We start from the raw sequence: 18,193 nt of genomic DNA, 5'->3' as shown, positions 1-18,193 counted from the left end.
ACCCTAACGCGCTCGCCGTTGTTCAGACAGCACCGCGGGCACGCCGCGCAAAAACGCCTCCACGCGCAAGTCAATGACGCGGTCCAGACTCTTCGGCGTGGGCAGTTCGTAAATCCATTTGCGCACGCCGATGTAGAACACGCTGGAGTGCATGGCCCAGACGAGATCAAGCTCGTCCTCAAGCTCCAGCTCGTCGCGTGGTTCAGGAATGCCGTATTCGCGGCGCAGTTCGCTCGCAATCACCATGAAGTGCCGCTCCCGCAGCCGGGCCAGGTACTTCTGGTTGATGCCTCCACGGCTGAGACCCGCATAAATGAAGATCCGCACCCACTCGCTGCGCAGCACAAAGCGGCCGTAGTCCTTCAAGTAGCGGCACAGGCGCTCTTTCAGGGTCAGCGAGCGATCGGCCAGCCACTCTTCCCATTCCGGATTCCAGCGGCGGACAAAGACCTCTTCATACACCCGATCAATCAGTGCTTCCTTGTTGGGGAAGTACCGATAGAGCAAGGGCTGCGTGATGTCGAGCTCTTTGGCGAGATCGCGGGTGCTTGCCGAGAAGCCGTTGCTGGCAAAGAAGGCCACCGCGCGCTGCACGATTTCGTGTTCGCGGTCTTCCGGGGCCAGGCGCCGGCGCGTGACAGCGCGCTCGCCGGGGACCGCTGCAGTCGCCTTCGCAGCGACGGATCGGGTGCCACGTTTCTCGGTCATGGAAGCCTTTGAGCATGAAAAGAGTGCATAGATTAATTATCACTTGCTCATCTTTGGTTCAGGGCGCTCGGATCGCCACCCGGAAACACCCCGACCTTTTGATGATTCCGATCTTGATGAACTCAGGATAGTTATCGGACGATTACTTGAAAGTGAGCTTCTGGCGGCCTTCGGGCGATCAAAACGGCGTCAAATCCCGGCGCTTGCCGGGTGCTTTTGGGTCGATGCTCCCGCGACTGCTGGCCATTCAAGGGAGATGCCTGGCCTCTTGCATGAGGTGACCGACTTCGGCTACTATTTATCTATTGATAACTTAAAGACGAGACGAACACATGGCGATCAGCAAGCTGGCTCATTTTTCGATCCGCACCACGGACATGGAGGCCACCAAACGTTTCTATGTTGATGTGATGGGCTTCAGGGAGGGATTTCGCCCGCCCTTTGCCTTCCCGGGTATCTGGCTCTATCAGGGTGGAGACGAAGCCGACTACGGTGTGGTGCACATCATTGGCGTGGATCCAGACGATCCAGCGGGCCTGGTGGACTACCTCGGAGACAAGCCCGCCGACTCCCTTCATGGGAGCGGTGCTGTCGATCACGTGGCCTTCCTGGCTACCGACTTGCCCGACATGCACCGACGGCTGAAAGCGGCCGGGCTGACGTATCGCGAGCGCACGGTCCCCAGCCTGGGGCTGCATCAAGTGTTCGTTGATGAGCCTTCGGGCTTGACCGTAGAAATCAACTTCCCCGCCAGCGAGGCCCCTGCAGCGGCCGCTGCAGAAGAAGACCGCGCCGGCGGCGCCCATTGAATCGATTCCACCAGGAGACAACCATGCAAACTTCGAAATCTGCCATCGTGATCGGAGGGTCATTGGGCGGGCTTCTTGTCGCCAACATGCTGTACCGCTCTGGCTGGGATGTCCACGTGTACGAGCGCGTGGCCGAAGCACTGGAGGGACGTGGTGCCGGCATCGTGACGCATCCGGAGCTCATGACTGCGCTGGAGATGGCAGGTGTCGCCATCGATGACACCATCGGCATCTCCGTGCAGGAGCGCGTCACGCTCAACCTGGATGGCTCTCTGGAGCGCAAGCAGGCCTTGCCCCAGATCCTGACGGCCTGGGGTCGGCTCTACAGTCTCTTGAAAGCCGCGTTTCCAGAAGACCGGTATCACAACGGCAAACAGCTGGTTTCGTTCTCCCAGGATGAACACGCGGCCACCGTGTCGTTTTCAGACGGAACGCAAGCCTCTGCGGCCTTGCTGGTGGCTGCGGACGGCGTTCGCTCGGCCGTGCGCAGCAGCCTGCTCCCGCAGGCGAAGCCCACCTACGCGGGCTACATCGCCTGGAGGGGGCTTGTCGAGGAGGCCGCGCTTTCTCCGCGAACCCTGAAGGAGCTGTTCCCGTACTTCGCATTCGGCCTGCCCCCGCAAGAACAGATGATTGCCTACCCGGTGGCAGGAAAAAACAACTCGGTGAAGCCGGGCACGCGCCGCTTCAACTTTGTCTGGTACCGCCCCGCCGAAGCATCCACCACCCTCAAGGACATGGTGACCGATTCGACCGGAAAAGTGTGGGCGGACGGAATTCCTCCGCCCTTGATTCGGCCATCGATTCTTGCGCAAGCGCGCCAGGCCGCTCACGATGTGCTGGCGCCGCAGTTCGCCGAAGTGGTCGAGAAAACCGAGTCGCTCTTCTTCCAGCCCATCTTCGACCTGGAGAGCCAACAACTGGCCTTTGGCCGCGTGGCCCTGTTGGGCGATGCGGCATTCGTCGCCCGCCCGCATTGCGGCATGGGCGTGACCAAGGCCGGTGGTGATGCGGTGGCCTTGGTGCGGGCGTTGTCGGCCACGTCGAGCGTTCCCGACGCGCTGCAAGCGTATGGCCAAGAGCGCCGCACCGTTGGCGAATTCATCGTCGGGCACGCGCGGGCACTCGGTGCCTACATGCAGGCACAGTTGCTCACCGAACACGAGCGGGACATGGCGGAGCGGTACCGCTCCACCGAAGCCGTCATGCGGGAGACGGCGGTGTCTCCCATGGCCCACGCTGTGTTGGCGCCTTAGCGCGCACTAGCGTCATAGCGCTGCCCCTGCGCCAAGAGCTGCGGGGTTTCAATGACCGCGTTGAGGCTATCAAAGTCAAGCATCCGGTCTTGCCAGGGCCGCGTGGTCTGGTGCGCGTGCAGGCTGGCGTAGTAGCCCTGCAGGGTGTGCAGCACCGCGCGTGCGGTGCCGCCCGGAAAGATCACGATCCTGAAGCCGCGCTCGCTGAGTTCGGCCGCGCTTTGTACCGGTGTCTTGCCGCCCTCGACCATGTTGGCCAGCAGCGGCACGCGCTGCGCGAACTGCGCGCAGGCGCGGTTCATCTGCTCGTCGGAACGCAGGGCCTCGATGAACAGGGCATCAACCCCGCACGCCAGATACGCCTCGGCCCGCTCCAGGGCCGCGTCCAGGCCCTCGACCGCCACCGCATCGGTGCGCGCCAGGATCAGTGTGCGGGGATCGTGCCGCGCATCGAGTGCGGCGCGCAGCTTGCCCTGCATCTCGGCCACCGGCACCACGCCTTTGCCGTCCAGGTGGCCGCAGCGCTTGGGAAAGGTCTGGTCTTCGATCTGGATCATCGCGGCACCGGCGCGCTCGAAATCGCGCACGGTGCGCTGGGTGTTGAGCGCATTGCCAAAGCCTGTGTCGGCATCCACGATGACCGGGATGTTCACCCGGTCGGTGATGTGGGCCAGGGTCTGCGCCACTTCGGTGGCGGTGGTCAGCCCGATGTCGGAGCGGCCCAGACGCGTGTACGCAATGGAGGCGCCCGAGAGGTACACCGCTTCAAACCCGGCCTGCTGTGCCACCAGTGCGGTCAGGGCGTCGTACACGCCGGGCGCCAGCAAGGCCCGGGGTTGCTGAAGGCGCTGGGCGAGTGGGTGTGGAGGGTTCATGCGCTCGTGCTTCCTGGAGTGGGTTGCAGGCTGGCGGCGGTGTGGGCGGCCATGTGCCCACCCGCGATGGCGCTGAGCAAGCCGTTGCCCGACAGATAGCCCCACACGGCGTTGCCCGACACGCCGCGCGCGGCGCCGCCGGCGGCCAGCAGGTTGGGCAGGGGCGTGCCGTCCTGGCGCAGCACCCGGGCCTGCGCATCGATGTCCAGCCCACCCTGTGTGTGGAACAGCGCGCCCGTGACCTTGACGGCGTGAAACGGTGCCTGCAAGGCGCGCTTGAAGGTGCGGCCGGTGATCAGGTCGGTGCCCGGCTGGATCGAATTCAAGGTGGTCTGCAGGGCCTCCATGGGGCAGCCCAGCAGCCGTGCCAAAGCCGGCGCATCGTCCGCGTGCTGAACAGCGCCGGCGTCTTGCGCGGCGACAAAATCGGGGAAGTCCTGCGCGAAGGCCAGCAGCGTGTCGTCGAACACATTCCAGGCCACGCCGCCGGGCTGCGCCAGCACATGCACCGCCGCTTCCGAATAGCCTTGCGTTTCATCGTGAAAGCGCTGGCCGTGGGCATTGATCTGCACGCCGCCTTCCATCATCAACGCCCAAGAGATCAGCGCCCCCTGCGGCACCGCCCAGGAGCCATGGCCCTGGTAGGCCCCCAGGTCGGCCGAGCGCGCGCCCAGCTGCTCGCCCCAGGCGATGGCACTGCCGTCGTTGCCCACGTGGCCGGCGTAGGTGGCGTCTGCCATCTCGGGCAAGAGGCTCTTCACCCTGGCCGGGGCGCCACCAAAACCGTTGCACGCCAGCAGCACCACGTCGCAGCGCAGCCGCTCCACCGCGCCGCCGGGGCGCACAAAGCCCACGCCGTGCACCCGCTGTTGATCGTCCGCCCACAGCTCGGTCACCTGCGCCTGCGTGAGCAGCACCACCCCGGCGGCGTCGGCCGCGGCCTGCAGGCGGCTCATCAAGCCGGCGCCGGTTTTCTCGGGCACGGCGTGCATGCGGTGGGCGCTGTGGCCGGGGTAGAGAAAGTTGTCGAGCACCTGCCAGGGCACGCCGTGGTGCGCTTCCAGCGCGTCGAGCGCTGGCCCGATGTGGCTCGCGTAGGCCTGCACCAGGTGCGGCGCCGCCTGGCCGTGGGCCTTGCCCTGGATGTCTTGGGCAAACAGGTCCACGCTGTCGTGGATGCCTTGCGCGGCCTGCGCCCGTGTGCCGGGCGCGGGAATGAAGCCCGACGACAAGGCGGTGGAGCCCGCCGGGAACGCATCGCGCTCCAGCACCACGCACTCCACCCCCAGGCGGTGCAGGGCCAGCGCGGCGGTGAGGCCGCAGGCGCCGGCGCCCACGATCACCACCGGCGTGTGGTCGTCGGTCTGCAGTTCGTGGGCGGGGCGGACCTGCGTCAAGGGTGTGGTCATGGGTTCAGCCCAGTTGCTTCAAGAACGTGGCGCTGTCCATCACCTCGGCCACCGACGCCATGTCGGCCAGGGCCGCCTGGTGCGCGGCGTCGCTGAAGGCCGCGCAACCGTCGGACAGCACGATCGTGTGGTAGTCGCGCACATGGGCATCGCGCACCGTGCTGGCCACGCCACCGTTGGTGACGATGCCGCACACCACCAGGGTGTCCACGCCGGCCTTCTTGAGCACCCAGTCGAGCTGTGTGTTGAAGAAGGCCGAGTACGCCACCTTGCACACCGACACATCCACCAGCGGCGCGAGCAGGTCCACGTTGGCCTGGCCCCGGCTGCCCGGCGCAAAGTCGCCCTTGCGCAGGAAGGGGCGGCGCTCCTTGAGGTGGGCCGAGATCATCGGCTCGCCCTGTGCGTCGGGCCACAGCGTGAACAGGCTGGCGGTGACCAGCCCGCCGCGCGCCGTGATGGCGCGCGCCACCGGGGCCATGCGCGCGGGCAGTTGCACCGCTTCGGCGCTCAGCGTGTGGCCGCGCGCGTAGGCGCCGTCGGGCGCCAGAAAATCGTTCTGCAGGTCGACGATGACCATGCCGAGTCGGGCGTTCTTCAGGTTCATGCGGCACGCTCCACCAGCAGGTTACCGAGCGGGTCGACCCGGCCTTCAAAGCCGGGCTCCAGCCACACGGTGGTGTCGGGCTGCTCAAGGATGGCCGGGCCCTGCACCACCGTGCCCACGGGCAGGCTGAGGCGATCAAAGCGTTGCGCGGTCCACCACTGGCCCTGGTGGTACACCCGCTGTTCGCCCACCGGGGTGGTGCGGCCTTCGCCCTGGGGTGCGAGCACGGCCAGGTCGAACTTCGGGCGGCGCCCGATGCGGGCGTAGCGCAGGTTCATCACCCGGATCACCGGGCCTTGCAGCACGCGCCCGAAGGCGTGCTGGTAGGCCGCCTCGAAAGCGGCCAGCAGGCCGGCCGCGTTCAACTGCTCGCGCTTGACGGGCACCTGCAGCGTGTGGGTCTGGCCCATGTAGAGCATGTCGAAGCTGATCACCTCGTCCACGCGCACAAAGTGCACGCCGGCCGAATCCAGGCGCACCTGGCAAGCGTCGGCGAGGGCGTCCACGCGCTGCAGCAGCGCCGGCCAGGCCACGTCGGCCAGGCCCACGTTCAGGGTCTGCACCGCGTCGTGGCGCATGTCCGCCATCACGCAGCCCAGCGCTGAGGTGACGCCGGGGTAACGCGGCACGATGCCGGTGGTGACACCGACCTCGCGCATCATGGCGCACACATGCAGACCGCCGCCGCCGCCAAACGGCATGTAGGCAAACTGGCGCGGATCGTGGCCGCGCTCGATCGACACCACGCGAATGGCGCCGGCCATGCGCGCGTTGGCCACCGTGAGGATGGCCTCGGCCGCGGCCAGCGCCGTCAGCCCCAGGGGCTCTGCCACGTGCTGCTGGATCGCCTGCTCCGACAGGCCCGCGTTGAGCGCCTGCAACAAGCCACCGCCCAGGGGCCGGTCGGCGGCAATGCGGCCAAGCAGCACGTTGGCGTCGGTCACAGTGGGGCGCGTGTTGCCGCGCCCGTAGCAGGCAGGGCCAGGAATGCTGCCCGCCGACTCGGGGCCGACCTGCAACATGCCGCCGGCATCGACCGAGGCGATGGAGCCGCCACCCGCGCCGATGGTCTCGATCTGGATCATGGGCGAGCGCACCACCAGGCCGAACTCGATCGACGTTTGTGCGGCCAGCGCAGCCTCGCCCGCGGCCACCAGGGACACGTCGAACGAGGTGCCGCCGATGTCGCCGGTGATGACGTTGGCAAAGCCCGAAGCGCGGGCGATTTCGGCGCAGGCCATCACGCCCGCTGCCGGGCCTGAGAGCGCGGTGCGCACCGGTACGTCGCAAGCGGTCTGGCGCGACATCACGCCACCGTTGCTCTGCACGATCAGCAGCTCACCGCCGAAGCCCTGCGCCCGCAGGTCACCGTCCAGGCGCTGCAGATAGCTGCCCACCACCGGCTGCAGGGCCGCGTTGAGGGTGGCGGTCGAGCAGCGCTCGAACTCGCGAATCTCGGGCAGCACTTCGCTGGCGGCGGTCACGCAGTGGTTGGGCCAGATCTCGCGCACGGCGGCCACCGCCGCCTGCTCGTTCGACGGGTTGGCATACGCGTTGATGAAGAACACACACACCGCCTCGCAGCCTTCGGCCAGTAGGGCTCGCGCCTGCGCGCGCACCTGCTCCAGGTCCACGGGGGTGTGCAGCTGGCCGTCGGCCAGCACGCGCTCGTCCACCTCCAGGCGCCAGGCGCGTGGCACCACGGGCGTGTAGCTGCCGCGCAGGCCCCAGGTTTGCGGGCGGTCGCGGCGGCGCATTTCCAGCACGTCGCGGAAACCGCGCGTGGTGATGATGCCGGTGCGCGCCACCTTGCGCTCCAGCAGCGCGTTGGTGCCCACGGTGGTGCCGTGCACGATGGTGGCGATGTCTGTGGCGCCCTGCGCGCCGGTGGTGCCCGTCACCTGCGCGATGCCGTTCATGAAGCCGCGGGCTTCTTCGCCCCGCGTCGACGGCACTTTGACGATGCGCGCCTGACCGGTTTTCTCGTCCAGCACGAACAGGTCGGTGAAGGTACCGCCCACATCGACGCCGACCACCCAATGCGGCTGGTTCAGTGTGGGTTCGCTCATGCCTGTTCCTTCGTGTAGCCCAGCGCGGCGTCGCGCTGGCGGTCGTCGATCGATCGGTGGGCCGGCGTTCCCCAACCCCCGCCACCAGGGGTCTGCAGGCGCACCCGGTCGCCCTTCTTGAGGCGGATGCCCAGCATCTTGGACACCATGGGCGGCGCCTTCCATTCGCCGTTCTGGCGGTACTCGAACACGTTGGGCAGGGCGGGCTGGCCGCCGTGGATGCCTTTGGGCGCGGACTTGCCGCGCTCGCCAAAGATGAAGGCTTCGGCGCTGTCTTCGAGCAGTTCGATTTCATAGACCGCGCCCAGGCCACCGCGGTGCTCGCCATCGCCACCCGAGCCCGGGCGCAAGGCCCACTGCGTGAAGCGCACCGGGTAGGCCGCCTCCAGGATTTCCAGCGGCGGAATCGTCGCGGTGGAAATCGGTGCGTTGCCGTGCGACAGGCCGTCGCCGTCCGAATGGCCGCCGTGCCCGCCACCAAAGAAGCTGAACATCACCCAGCGCTGTCCCTTGCGCTTGTCGTCGGTGCGGTGCCCGGCGATCGACAGGGCATTGATGGTGCCGTAGGCGTGGGCCACGGCGCGCTGCGGGTCGGCCAGCGCGGTGGCGCTGAAAATCACGTCGATCATGCGCAGGATGGTTTCGGTGTAGCCCCCCACCGGGCGCGGACGCGCCGCGCTGATCACCAGGCCATCGGGCATGACGAAGTCCACCGCGTCGAGCACGCCCGCGTTGGCCGGCACGTCGGGAAAGATGTGCTTCAGGGCCACATAGCAGGCCGCCACCGCCGTGGCGCGCGAAATGTTCACCGGCCCGGCGCATTGCGGCGAGGTGCGCGAGAAGTCCAGCGTGAGCCGGTCACCGGCCACGGTCATGTCCAGCGCAATGGTCAGCGGCTCGTCTTTCACGCCGTCGTTGTCCAGCACGTCGTCGAAGCTGTAGCGGCCGTCGGGCAGGCTGGCAATGTGCGAGCGCATCAGGCGCACGGCGCGGGTGCGCAGCTCCACCAGGGCCTGCGCCACGGTGGTTTCGGTGTATTCGTCGAGCAAGCCGTCGAGCCGGCGCGCACCGAGCTCCAGCGCGGCCAGCTGTCCGTTGAGGTCGCCCCACAGGCTGTCGGGCAGGCGGGTGTTGGCCCGCAGGATGGCGAGCACGTCGTCGTCGAGCACACCGCCGCGCAGGATGCGCACCGGGGGAATCTGCACCGCCTCCTGCCAGCATTCGGTGGCCGCCGGGTTGTAGTTGCCGGGCACCGCGCCGCCCACGTCGTGCCAGTGCGCGGCCGATGCTAGGAAGCAGAACAGTTGCCCGTGGCGGAAGCAGGGGCGTACCAGCTTGAAGTCGTTGGCGTGGGTGCCGCCTTCGTAGGGATCGTTGAACAGCCACACATCGCCCGGCTGCATGCCGCCGCGCTCCGCGGCCACGCGCATGGCGGCGCGCACGGCAAAGGCCATGGCGCCCACAAACACCGGCAGGCCCGACTTGCCCTGGATCAGCGTGTCGCCGGTGAGGGCGTCGTACAGGCCGTGGCAGGCGTCGTGGGCCTCGGCAATGATGGGATTGAACGCGCTGCGGTAGAGCGTGGCGTCCATCTCGTCGGCGATCTGCTCCAGCCGGCCGCGCAACACGGCCAGCGTGACCGGGTCCATCGCGGTGGAGGTGGGTGTTTCTGAAACCATCGGGCTCATCCTTGCGTGCGTTGTTTGAGCACGGGCAGCAAACCGCCCGCGTCGACCATGTCCATCAAAAAATCCGGGATCGCGTGGCACGCGAGGCGCTGGCCGTTGGCGCGCACCACCTCGGGGCTTGCCCCTTCGAGCTGCAGCGCGATCTGCTCGCCCTCGTCGATCTCGCCGGCCTGCGGGCAGGTGAGCAGCAGCAGGCCCAGGTTGAAGGCGTTGCGAAAGTAGAGGCCGCTGTACGACGGTGCGATCACCGCGGCCAGGCCCAAGTGGCGCAGCACGCCGGCGGCCTGCTCGCGCGACGAGCCGATGCCGAAGTTGGCGCCCGCCACCAGCACGTCGCCCGGGCGCACGCCGGCCGCAAAGTCCGGGCGCAAGGCTTCGAGGCAATGCAGGCCGATCACGTCCAGGCCGTGTTTCATGTAGGCGCCCGGTGCCAGGGCATCGGTGTCCACGTCGGCGCCCAGGCGCCAGGCGCGGGCCTGCTCGACGGTGCGCCGGGTCATGCCAGCATCTCCCGCGCGTCGCTGATGTGGCCGCGCAGGGCCGACGCCGCCACGGTGTAGGGCGAGGCCAGGTACACGTTGACGCTGGCCGGGCCCATGCGGCCCTTGAAGTTGCGCGCCGTGCTGGAGATGACGGTGGCGCCTTCGGGGAAGGTGCCGCCATAGCCCGCGCAAGCGCCGCAGCTGTTGGGCAGCACGGCGGCGCCCGCGTCCCGCAAGACCTGCATCACCCCTTCGGCCTCGGCCTGCGCCTGTTCGCGCGCGCTGGCCGGCGCCACCACCAGTTGCACACCGGCGGCCACGTGCCGACCCCGCAGCACCGAGGCCGCGGCCCGCAGGTCTTCCAGCTTGGCACCGGTGCAGGCACCGATGTACGCAAAGCCGGGTTTCACGTTGGCGAACTCGGCCACGTCGCGCGTGTTGGCCGGGCTGTGTGGCGCGGCCACCTGCGGGCTGAGTGCCGTGGCGTCGAAGCTGTGCGGCTCGAAGTTGGCGCCTTCGTCGGTGAACCACTGCTCGGCGCCCTCCAGTTGCTCGGCCGGCACACCCACCGCTTCGAGCCATTCGCGGGTGGTGTCGTCGGCGGCGATCAGGCCGGCCTGCGCACCCAGCTCGGCGCTCATGTTGGACAGGGTCATGCGCTCCGGCATCGACAGCGCCCGCACGGCGCTGCCGGCAAACTCCACCGCCTGGTACTGGCCGCCGTTCATGCCCAGGCGGGCAATGGTGTGCAGCATCATGTCTTTGGCCGACACACCGGGCTGCAGGCGGCCCGCCCACTGCAGGTGCAAGGTGCGCGGCACCTGCACCCAGATCTGCCCCGTGACGCACACCCCGAGCATTTCGGTGGCGCCTATGCCGAACATGTAGCTGCCGAACGCGCCGCCGGTGGGTGAATGCGAGTCGCCGCCCACGCCAAACATGCCGGGGCGCAGGTGGCCGCGCTCGGGCAGCACCACATGGCAGATGCCTTCGCTGTCGATCACGTGGGGCAGCTTCCACTGGCGCGCGGTGTCGCGCGTGAACTGCACGATCTTCTGCGCGTCGGCGTCCCGCGCCGGCACATAGTGGTCGAGCACCAACACCACCTTGTTCGTGTCCCAGATGGAGGCGCCCAGCTCGTCGAGCATGGGCTTGAGCCGACGCGGGCCGGACGAGTCGTGGAACATGGCGATGTCCACGTTGCAGGTGACCACTTCACCCACGGCCACCTGGCTGCGGCCAGCCGCACGGGCGATGAGTTTTTGCGCCAGGGTCTGAGGCGGCAGCTTGTGCATGCTCATGGCGCCTCACATGCCCAGGTAGGCTTTGCGCAAGGTGTCGCTGGCCAGCAGCTCGGCCGGGGTGCCGGTGAAGCGGATGTGGCCGTTCTCCATCACGTAGGCGCGGTCGGCGATGTCGAGCGACTGGCCCACGTTCTGCTCGACCAGCAACACGGCCAGGCCACTGCTGCGCAGCTGCGAGATGAGGCCAAACATTTCTTCGACGAGCAGCGGTGACAGACCGAGCGAGGGTTCGTCGAGGATCAGCAAACGCGGCTCGGCCATGAGGCCCCGGCCAATGGCCAGCATCTGCTGCTCGCCCCCGCTGAGCGTGCCCGCCAGCTGCGTCACCCGTTCCTTCAGGCGCGGGAAGGTGCCGTACACCTTCTCCAGGTTCTGCACGCGGCGCTCGCGGCCGCGCGTGAAAGCCCCCAGCTCCAGGTTTTCGTGCACGCTGAGGTTGGGGAACACCTTGCGGCCCTCGGGCACCTGGATCAGGCCATGCGCGACCACCTTCTGGTAGTGCTGGCCCGTGATGTCGTGCCCGTCGAACTGCACCCGACCTGCGCGGGTGCCCACCAGACCACTGAGGGTGAGGTTGAGCGTGGTCTTGCCGGCGCCGTTGCTGCCCAGCAGGGCCACGGTCTCGCCGGGCATCACATGCAGGTCCACACCCCGCAGGACTTCCACCGCACCGTAGCCCGACTTGAGGCCCTGCACATTCAACAAAGCGGTCATGCCTGGGCTTCCTTGTGGGCGGTTGCACTGGCCACACTTTTTTGCAAACGCTCGGCCGTGCCGTGGCCCAGGTAGGCCTCGACCACCGCGGGGTTGTTCGTCACGTCGGCGGGTGTGCCGTGCGCAATGAGCTGCCCCTGCGCCAGCACCCACACCTCTTGCGCCAGGCTCATCACGGCCTGCATGACGTGTTCGATCATGAGCACCGTGACACCGCTCTGCGCAATGCCCTGCACCACCGGGATCATCTCGGCGATCTCCTGTGGGTTCAGGCCCGCCAGCACTTCGTCGAGCAGCAGCAGGCGCGGCCGGGTGGCCAGGGCCCGCGCCAGCTCCAGCCGCTTGCGCCCGGCCACGGTGAGGTCGCTGGCCAGCTTGTCGAGCTGCGCGGTGAGCCCCACCTGCTGTGCCACCGACTCGGCCTGCGCCAGCGCCTGCGCCCGCCCGGGCACATGCAGGTGCGCGCCCACGGCGATGTTTTCGCGCACGGTTTGCGCCGCGAAGGGCTGCACGATCTGGAACGTTCGCGTCATGCCCATGCGGGCATTGAGGTGCGGCGCCTGGCCGGTGATGTCGCGCCCGGCAAAACTCACGCGGCCCGTGTCGGGTTGGATGAAGCCCGACATCAGCGCAAACAGCGTGGTCTTGCCCGCCCCGTTGGGGCCAATCAGCGCACTCAGCCGCCCCTCGGTCACCGACAGGCTGACGTTTTGCACCGCCTTGAGGCCACCAAAGGATTTGCCGACACCGTCGATCTGCAACAGGGTGTTCACTGGGGTACCTTCGCCCTGCGGGCTGTGGTGCGAGCTTGCTTGGGAACGGCCCGACGCTGCGCTCATGACTCGTCACCGCCAGAAGATTTGCGGCCACGCAGCCACTGCAGGGGCGTGAAGGTGCCCAGCCCGGCAATGCCGCGCGGCAGGAACATCACGATGACGATCAGCACCACGCCGTAGATGATCATGTTGATGCCTGGCAGCTGACCAAACAGGTTGCGCGTGAGGTCGGCCAGGATGTGCAGACCCACGGCGCCCAGCAACGGCCCCCACAGCGTGCCCAGGCCACCCACGATGGCACCCACCAGCGCCTCGACCGAGGTGTGCGAGCCGAAGGCAATGGCGGGGTCGATGTACTGGAACACCTGCACATAAAACGCACCGCCGGCACCCATGAGGCCGCCGGAGATCACGGTGGCCGCCAGCTTGACGCTGAACGGGTTCACGCCGATGGCGCGCGCGGCGTCTTCGTTGTCGCGCACCGCCTGCAGGTAGGCGCCAAAGCGCGAATGCCGCAGCCAGGCGGTGATGCACAGGGCCAGCGTGACCAGCCCCAGCATGAGCCAGATGAAGCCCGAGCGGTTCACGAACTGCATGTTGGCGGCGGAGGCGTTGAGCGGCAGCATCAGGCCCACACCCGCGCCGGTGAACGGCACCGACGTGGCCAGGATGCGGAACACCTCGGCAAAGGCCAGCGTGACCAGCGCGAAATACGAGCCCTTGAGGCCATAGCGAAACGACGCCGCGCCCACCAACGCGCCCACCGCGGCGGCAAACGCCATGGCCAGCGGCAGGGCCACCCAGGGGCTCAGGCCCCACTGCATCTGTGCGATGGCCTGCACGTAGGCGCCCGTGCCGAAAAACAGCGCGTGGCCAAACGAGAACTGGCCACCAAAACCACCGAGCACGTTCCAGGCTTGCGAGAGCAGGCAGGCGTACAGCGCGGTCATGACGAAGTTGAGGATCACGCCCGACTCGGTGAAGACCGGCATCGCCCCCACCAGCAGCACGAACAGCGCAATGTGGCGAATGTCTTTCATGCCCTGGCTCCAAAGAATCCTTGGGGCCTGAGCATGAGCACCGCAATGAAGATCACAAAAATGCCGACCTGGCCCAGCGACTCGCCCAGCACCAGACCGCCCACCGACTCCACCACGCCGATCAGCAAGCCGCCCAGCAGGGCACCGGTGAAGCTGCCCATGCCGCCGAGCACCACGATGGTGAAAGCCACCAGCACGAAACCGTTGCCCACCGTCGGGTTGACGTAGTAGGCCGGCATGAGGAAACAGGCGGCAGCGCCCAGGCTGGCCAGCCCCAGGCCAAAGCACATGGCGTAGACGTGGTCCACGTCGATGCCCATGAGGCGGGCACCTTGCTTCTCTTTCGACACCGCGCGGATGGCGCGGCCGAGGTCGGTTTTCTGAACGATCAGCAACAGGATCGCCGACACCACCAGCGCGCCACCAAACGCCACCAGCTTGGGCAGCGCGATGAAAGCGGGGCCGATCTCCACGGTGGTCAGTGTGTAGGCGGTCTCGATGGTGCGGGTGTCCGATTTGAAGAACAGCAGCGCGAGGTTCTCCAGCACGATGGACACGCCCAGCGTGACCAGCAGGATGTTTTCATCGCGGCCGTGGCTGGCGCGGTTGATCACGCCGCGCTGCAGCGCGTAGCCCAGCACGAACATGGCCGGCACCATGATCGGCAACGCCAGATAGGGGTCCACCCCGAGCTTTTCCTTGAGCATGTACACGCCGTACAGCGCCACCATCAGGGCCGCGCCGTGCGCGAAATTGATGATGTGCAGCACGCCGTAGATCAGCGTCAGGCCCAGCGCGATCAGCGCATATACGGCACCGGTGGTGATGCCGTTGAGCACCGACGGAAACAGGATGTTCAGGTCGAGCATCGGGGGACCCTGGTCATCAGGCCTTGAGCGGGAAGATCGGCTCCACCTCGCGGAATTCGCGCGGCACGATCACCTTGATGTCGCCCTTCTGCACCTGCGTCATCAGCGGACGCGCGCCCGTGTTCTGGCCGTTCACGAACTGCGTTGCCCCGTACGGCATGATGTGATCGGCAAACTTGCTGGCGGTCAGCGCATCGATGATGGCCGCGCGATCCGCCGACTTGGCGCGCTCGATGGCATCGGCCAGCAGCTTCATGGCCGTGTAGGTCATGAACACCTCGTAGCTGAAGAACTGGCCCTTCGCTTCAACGCGCTTGCGCAGGTCGGCCGAGCGCTTGTCCTTGGGGTTGAACCAGTGGTTGCAGTCGATGATGCCGTTGGCCGCGTCAGGAAACTCTTTCACGAACTTGTAGCTCGACGCCGCGCCACCGAGCACCGAATAGATCGCCTTGGGCGTGATCTTCTGCTGCTGCAGCGTGCGCACCAGCAAGGCGTATTCGTTGTAGTAGTTGGCCGGGATCAGGATGTCGGGGTTGACCTGCCGGATGCGCAGCGCGATGTTGTTGAAGTCGCGCGTGGGGTTGGCGTGCTTGATGACCTCCTTGACCTCGTAGCCATAGCCCGGCAGCTCGGAGGCCAGCAGGTTGGCGGTGCCGGTGCCAAACAACGACTCCTCGTGCACGATCATCACGGTGCGCGCGGGCTTGCCCGCGGCGGTGTTCAGCGCGTGCAGGCTGGCCACCGCCGTCTGCGCGCACATCTTGTAGCCCGGGCCGAAGCGGAAGGTGTTTTTCAGGCCGCGCTCGACGATCTGGTCGGCCACACCCACGTCCACCACATGCGGCAGGTTGTACTTGGCGGCCGCCTGCGTGGTGGCCAGGCAGATGGCGGAAGCAAACGCGCCCACCACGGCGCTCACGCCGGCCTCGTTCATCTTCTCGATCTCGGCCGTGCCGGCTTGCGGGTTCGACTGCGCGTCACCCAGCATGGCTTCCAGCTTGGCGCCGCCGAGCGACTTGATGCCGCCCGCGTTGTTGATGTCCTCAATGGCCAGCATCGCGCCCAGCCGGCACTGCTGACCCGAATAGGCCAGCGCACCTGTGACCGGGTGCAAGACACCGACCTTGATGGGCCGGGGCTGCGCGCCACTGACCAAAGGAAACGCGAGTGCCGAGGCGGCGGCAGCGGACTGGCTCATGAAATGGCGACGTGTGCTCATCGGTACATCCTTTGTGAAAGTCAATGAAAGTTGGCAGACAGCTCTCGGCTTACCCACACCTTGGCGTCAATGTCGCCAACACGGGATAACTGCATCTGGTACTCGTACCGGTCTGGTCGGTAGAGCCCATGCAACCATTGGACGGGACGCTCGTCCTCGTCGTAAATCAAGCGGCGCACCGCCAGCAAGGCCGATCCGACGGCCACATCGAGGTGCCGGGCCATGCTGACATCGGCCAGCCGGGCCGAGATGACCTGCTCCGCACGGCCCACCTTCACGCCCGACTCTTCCAGCAGCACCAGGATGGGCTTTTGCGCCAGCTCGCGCTTGCCGAAGCCGGATGAAATGGCGTCGGGCACCCAGGTGGTGATGTGCGACAAAGGCCCGTCGGCGGTGCTGCGCACGCGCTCGGCCTTTTGCACCCATTCGGTGCGTTGCAGCCTCAGCGCATCGGCCACATCCCCTGGCGCGCGCATGCGCTCCACCGACAACACCTTGACCTTGGTGCGCATGCCCATGGCCACCAGGTTTTCCAGCAGCCCCGTCAAGCGCACCTGCTTGCCCGCACTCTGGCTCGAAGCTTGCGTGTAGGCATCCTGACCATGAGGCACCACAGGGCGTGTGCCGCGCCCGGGCTCGCGCAAGATCAAGCCTTCTTCAGCCAGCTGGAGCAGCGCGCGGCGCACCGTGACACGCGCCACGCCGAACTGCTCCATCAAGGCCAGCTCGCCCGGCAAGCCCGCTTCAAACTGCCCGTCGCGCAGTTGCTGGCGCAACACCAGGTAGATCTGGTGGTACTTGGGCAGCGGCAGTTGGGCATCCATGCCGCTATCGTGAGATAGCCCGAATGTCCCGTCAATGGGACATTCAAGTCTTATCGATAGGACATTTGATCGGTGGTTTCCCGAGGGGTGGCTGTGCGGGTGACGGTCACCAACCTCTGACTCGAGATCTCCGCGGAACACCGCTGCGCCCGCTTTCGCAAGCACGGCAGCTCGCGTTGTGCGTCAGTGCCTGGGTGGCGTGGAGCCGAAGCGAAGCACGCAGCGGTTTGTGCGGCGGTGTTGTCCCGGCCAAGGGCCAGGTGGGAAGCCTGTCGGCGCAGGGATGGCGCCAGCCGTAGGGCGCCAGAGTAGTTGCTCTGGCGCATTGGAGAAATCAAGGACTTGCGGGACTTCGTGCCACAGGGCTGGACCCGCTCGGACCAAAGTTGGTGCGACCGACCTGCTTCGCCGCCAAGGTTCTTGCAACTTGACTTCTGGCGAGACGCTGAAAACTTTGTCGATGGCGGGCGGCTGCCTTGCAGAAAAATGGCTCGGGCATGCAAACCGCGAGTTGCATCGCTCACACAATGGGTGATGAGCAATGGCTTGATTGCCGGTGGGCTAGATGTGCTTGAGATCGACCAGAAGAGCGGCGTCGGCGGCCAGATCGTCCCCGCATATCCATTCGACTGCATCGAGCTTCAGTCGAATGTATTTTTTGAAGAGCTCTCGCAAGTCCTTCTCGATCGAGGTTGCAGTCAAACCGGGCTGCAGCACCCCACGGAAGGTAAGAATCTCTCTGTGCTCACGCTTCGAGACAACCACTTGCGCGCGTTGAATCTGCGGGATGCGCACCAGCATCTCTTCAATGTTGCGCGGATAGATGAAGATTTCGCGGGCTTTCACCGCCTGTCCAACCCGGCCCTTCAGCGGGCTGATGCGGCTGACGAATCCGTCGGTCGAGGTGGCGATACCTTCGGCCAAATCGCCTGTACCAAACCGCACAAGGGGCCAGCCGTGATTCAGGGTGGTGACCACGATCTCACCGGTGTGACCCAAGGGCAAGGGAATGCCCGTTCGGGGGTCACAAATCTGGACCAGCCTTTGCGGCTGCACGGTGTAGCCTTCATGGCCCGCTTCTTCGTAGCCGATGAGGCCAAAATCGCCGGTCGCGTACGCTGAGAAGGTCTTGATGCTGTAGCGGTTCTCCAGTGCACGCCGCTTGCCCATCCAGTCGCCCATTTCCCCACCGAGCAGCACCGACTTGAGTTTCCAGGCCGCCGGAAGCGGATGGCCCAACTGCTCCAGTGTGTTGATCAGCGTGATGAAGAAGGCCGTTGAGGCGCAGACGCAGGTGACACCCAGTTCCAGTATCAGTTGGGCCTGCTGTTCGGCGCCACCGGGGCCGCAGGGAATGACGGTGGCGCCTGTGGCCGCGATGCCCTGGTCGAGCAGGACACCTGCAGGTACCAGGTGATACGACCATGTGTTCAGCACCCGGTCCTGTGGGCCGATGCCCGCGCGCCGGAAGCTATGGGAAAAGCCGTGACCGTCCCGATCGTCGTTCAACTGAGGTTCGTAAATGGGGCCTGGCGACACAAAGA

The 18,193-nt window shown here is 66.6% G+C and carries 17 protein-coding genes; 2 read left to right on the top strand and 15 right to left on the bottom strand.

The features are described from left to right. Positions 1 to 3: 3 nt before the first annotated feature. Positions 4 to 708 carry a TetR/AcrR family transcriptional regulator gene (locus KXJ60_RS04565; protein WP_291124537.1) on the bottom strand — a complete coding sequence of 235 codons (705 nt, stop codon included), beginning with the start codon at positions 706 to 708 and terminating at the stop codon, positions 4 to 6. A gap of 332 nt (positions 709 to 1,040) precedes the next feature. Between KXJ60_RS04565 and KXJ60_RS04560 the strand changes: the two genes are divergently transcribed. Further along, a complete protein-coding gene (locus KXJ60_RS04560; protein ID WP_291124535.1) occupies positions 1,041 to 1,517 on the top strand; it encodes a VOC family protein in 477 nt (158 codons plus the stop codon). A 23-nt stretch (positions 1,518 to 1,540) separates the two neighbouring features. After that, a complete protein-coding gene (locus tag KXJ60_RS04555; RefSeq protein ID WP_291124533.1) occupies positions 1,541 to 2,773 on the top strand; it encodes an FAD binding domain-containing protein in 1,233 nt (410 codons plus the stop codon). On the opposite strand, the gene KXJ60_RS04550 is transcribed toward KXJ60_RS04555, so the two are convergent. The 14 genes from KXJ60_RS04550 to KXJ60_RS04485 form a co-directional block, all read right to left on the bottom strand. Beyond that, complete coding sequence (locus KXJ60_RS04550; RefSeq protein WP_291124531.1) at positions 2,770 to 3,648, bottom strand: isocitrate lyase/phosphoenolpyruvate mutase family protein; 879 nt, start codon at positions 3,646 to 3,648, stop codon at positions 2,770 to 2,772. The two genes, KXJ60_RS04555 and KXJ60_RS04550, sit on opposite strands and share 4 nt — an antisense overlap. After that, positions 3,645 to 5,057, bottom strand: a complete 1,413-nt coding sequence (locus tag KXJ60_RS04545) for an FAD-dependent oxidoreductase (protein ID WP_291124529.1) — start codon at positions 5,055 to 5,057, stop codon at positions 3,645 to 3,647. The genes KXJ60_RS04550 and KXJ60_RS04545 overlap by 4 nt, the downstream gene beginning before the upstream one ends. 4 nt (positions 5,058 to 5,061) lie before the next feature. Further along, positions 5,062 to 5,664: a cysteine hydrolase gene (locus tag KXJ60_RS04540; protein ID WP_291124527.1), complete on the bottom strand. Its 603-nt coding sequence runs from the start codon at positions 5,662 to 5,664 to the stop codon at positions 5,062 to 5,064. Further along, positions 5,661 to 7,733 carry a hydantoinase/oxoprolinase family protein gene (locus KXJ60_RS04535; RefSeq protein ID WP_291124525.1) on the bottom strand — a complete coding sequence of 691 codons (2,073 nt, stop codon included), beginning with the start codon at positions 7,731 to 7,733 and terminating at the stop codon, positions 5,661 to 5,663. The genes KXJ60_RS04540 and KXJ60_RS04535 overlap by 4 nt, the downstream gene beginning before the upstream one ends. Further along, entirely contained in the window at positions 7,730 to 9,412 is a 1,683-nt protein-coding gene (locus KXJ60_RS04530; RefSeq protein ID WP_291124523.1) for a hydantoinase B/oxoprolinase family protein, read from the bottom strand. The genes KXJ60_RS04535 and KXJ60_RS04530 overlap by 4 nt, the downstream gene beginning before the upstream one ends. Positions 9,413 to 9,417: 5 nt before the next feature. Further along, complete coding sequence (locus KXJ60_RS04525; RefSeq protein ID WP_291124521.1) at positions 9,418 to 9,921, bottom strand: 3-isopropylmalate dehydratase; 504 nt, start codon at positions 9,919 to 9,921, stop codon at positions 9,418 to 9,420. Next, entirely contained in the window at positions 9,918 to 11,204 is a 1,287-nt protein-coding gene (locus KXJ60_RS04520; protein WP_291124519.1) for a 3-isopropylmalate dehydratase large subunit, read from the bottom strand. The genes KXJ60_RS04525 and KXJ60_RS04520 overlap by 4 nt, the downstream gene beginning before the upstream one ends. 6 nt (positions 11,205 to 11,210) lie before the next feature. Further along, complete coding sequence (locus tag KXJ60_RS04515; RefSeq protein ID WP_291124517.1) at positions 11,211 to 11,921, bottom strand: ABC transporter ATP-binding protein; 711 nt, start codon at positions 11,919 to 11,921, stop codon at positions 11,211 to 11,213. After that, positions 11,918 to 12,694 carry an ABC transporter ATP-binding protein gene (locus KXJ60_RS04510; RefSeq protein WP_291124515.1) on the bottom strand — a complete coding sequence of 259 codons (777 nt, stop codon included), beginning with the start codon at positions 12,692 to 12,694 and terminating at the stop codon, positions 11,918 to 11,920. The genes KXJ60_RS04515 and KXJ60_RS04510 overlap by 4 nt, the downstream gene beginning before the upstream one ends. A 62-nt stretch (positions 12,695 to 12,756) precedes the next feature. Beyond that, positions 12,757 to 13,737 (bottom strand): branched-chain amino acid ABC transporter permease, encoded by a 981-nt coding sequence (locus KXJ60_RS04505; RefSeq protein ID WP_291124513.1) that lies wholly within the window; start codon positions 13,735 to 13,737, stop codon positions 12,757 to 12,759. Next, the gene (locus tag KXJ60_RS04500) at positions 13,734 to 14,606 is read right to left on the bottom strand and encodes a branched-chain amino acid ABC transporter permease (RefSeq protein ID WP_291124511.1); all 873 of its coding nucleotides are present in this window, start codon (positions 14,604 to 14,606) and stop codon (positions 13,734 to 13,736) included. The genes KXJ60_RS04505 and KXJ60_RS04500 overlap by 4 nt, the downstream gene beginning before the upstream one ends. A 16-nt stretch (positions 14,607 to 14,622) precedes the next feature. Continuing rightward, positions 14,623 to 15,825 (bottom strand): ABC transporter substrate-binding protein, encoded by a 1,203-nt coding sequence (locus KXJ60_RS04495; protein ID WP_291124509.1) that lies wholly within the window; start codon positions 15,823 to 15,825, stop codon positions 14,623 to 14,625. Positions 15,826 to 15,845: 20 nt separating this feature from the next. After that, positions 15,846 to 16,649, bottom strand: coding sequence for a GntR family transcriptional regulator (locus tag KXJ60_RS04490; RefSeq protein WP_291124507.1), 804 nt, complete (start codon positions 16,647 to 16,649; stop codon positions 15,846 to 15,848). 561 nt (positions 16,650 to 17,210) lie between these two features. After that, the coding region (locus tag KXJ60_RS04485; RefSeq protein WP_291124505.1) for a phenylacetate--CoA ligase family protein at positions 17,211 to 18,193 on the bottom strand (983 nt) is incomplete at its 5' end.

Source organism: Hydrogenophaga sp. (assembly GCF_019264445.1).
Lineage (GTDB): Bacteria > Pseudomonadota > Gammaproteobacteria > Burkholderiales > Burkholderiaceae_C > Hydrogenophaga.
Note: the sequence above shows the minus strand (reverse complement) of the source record. Positions and strands in the feature narration are given on the sequence as shown.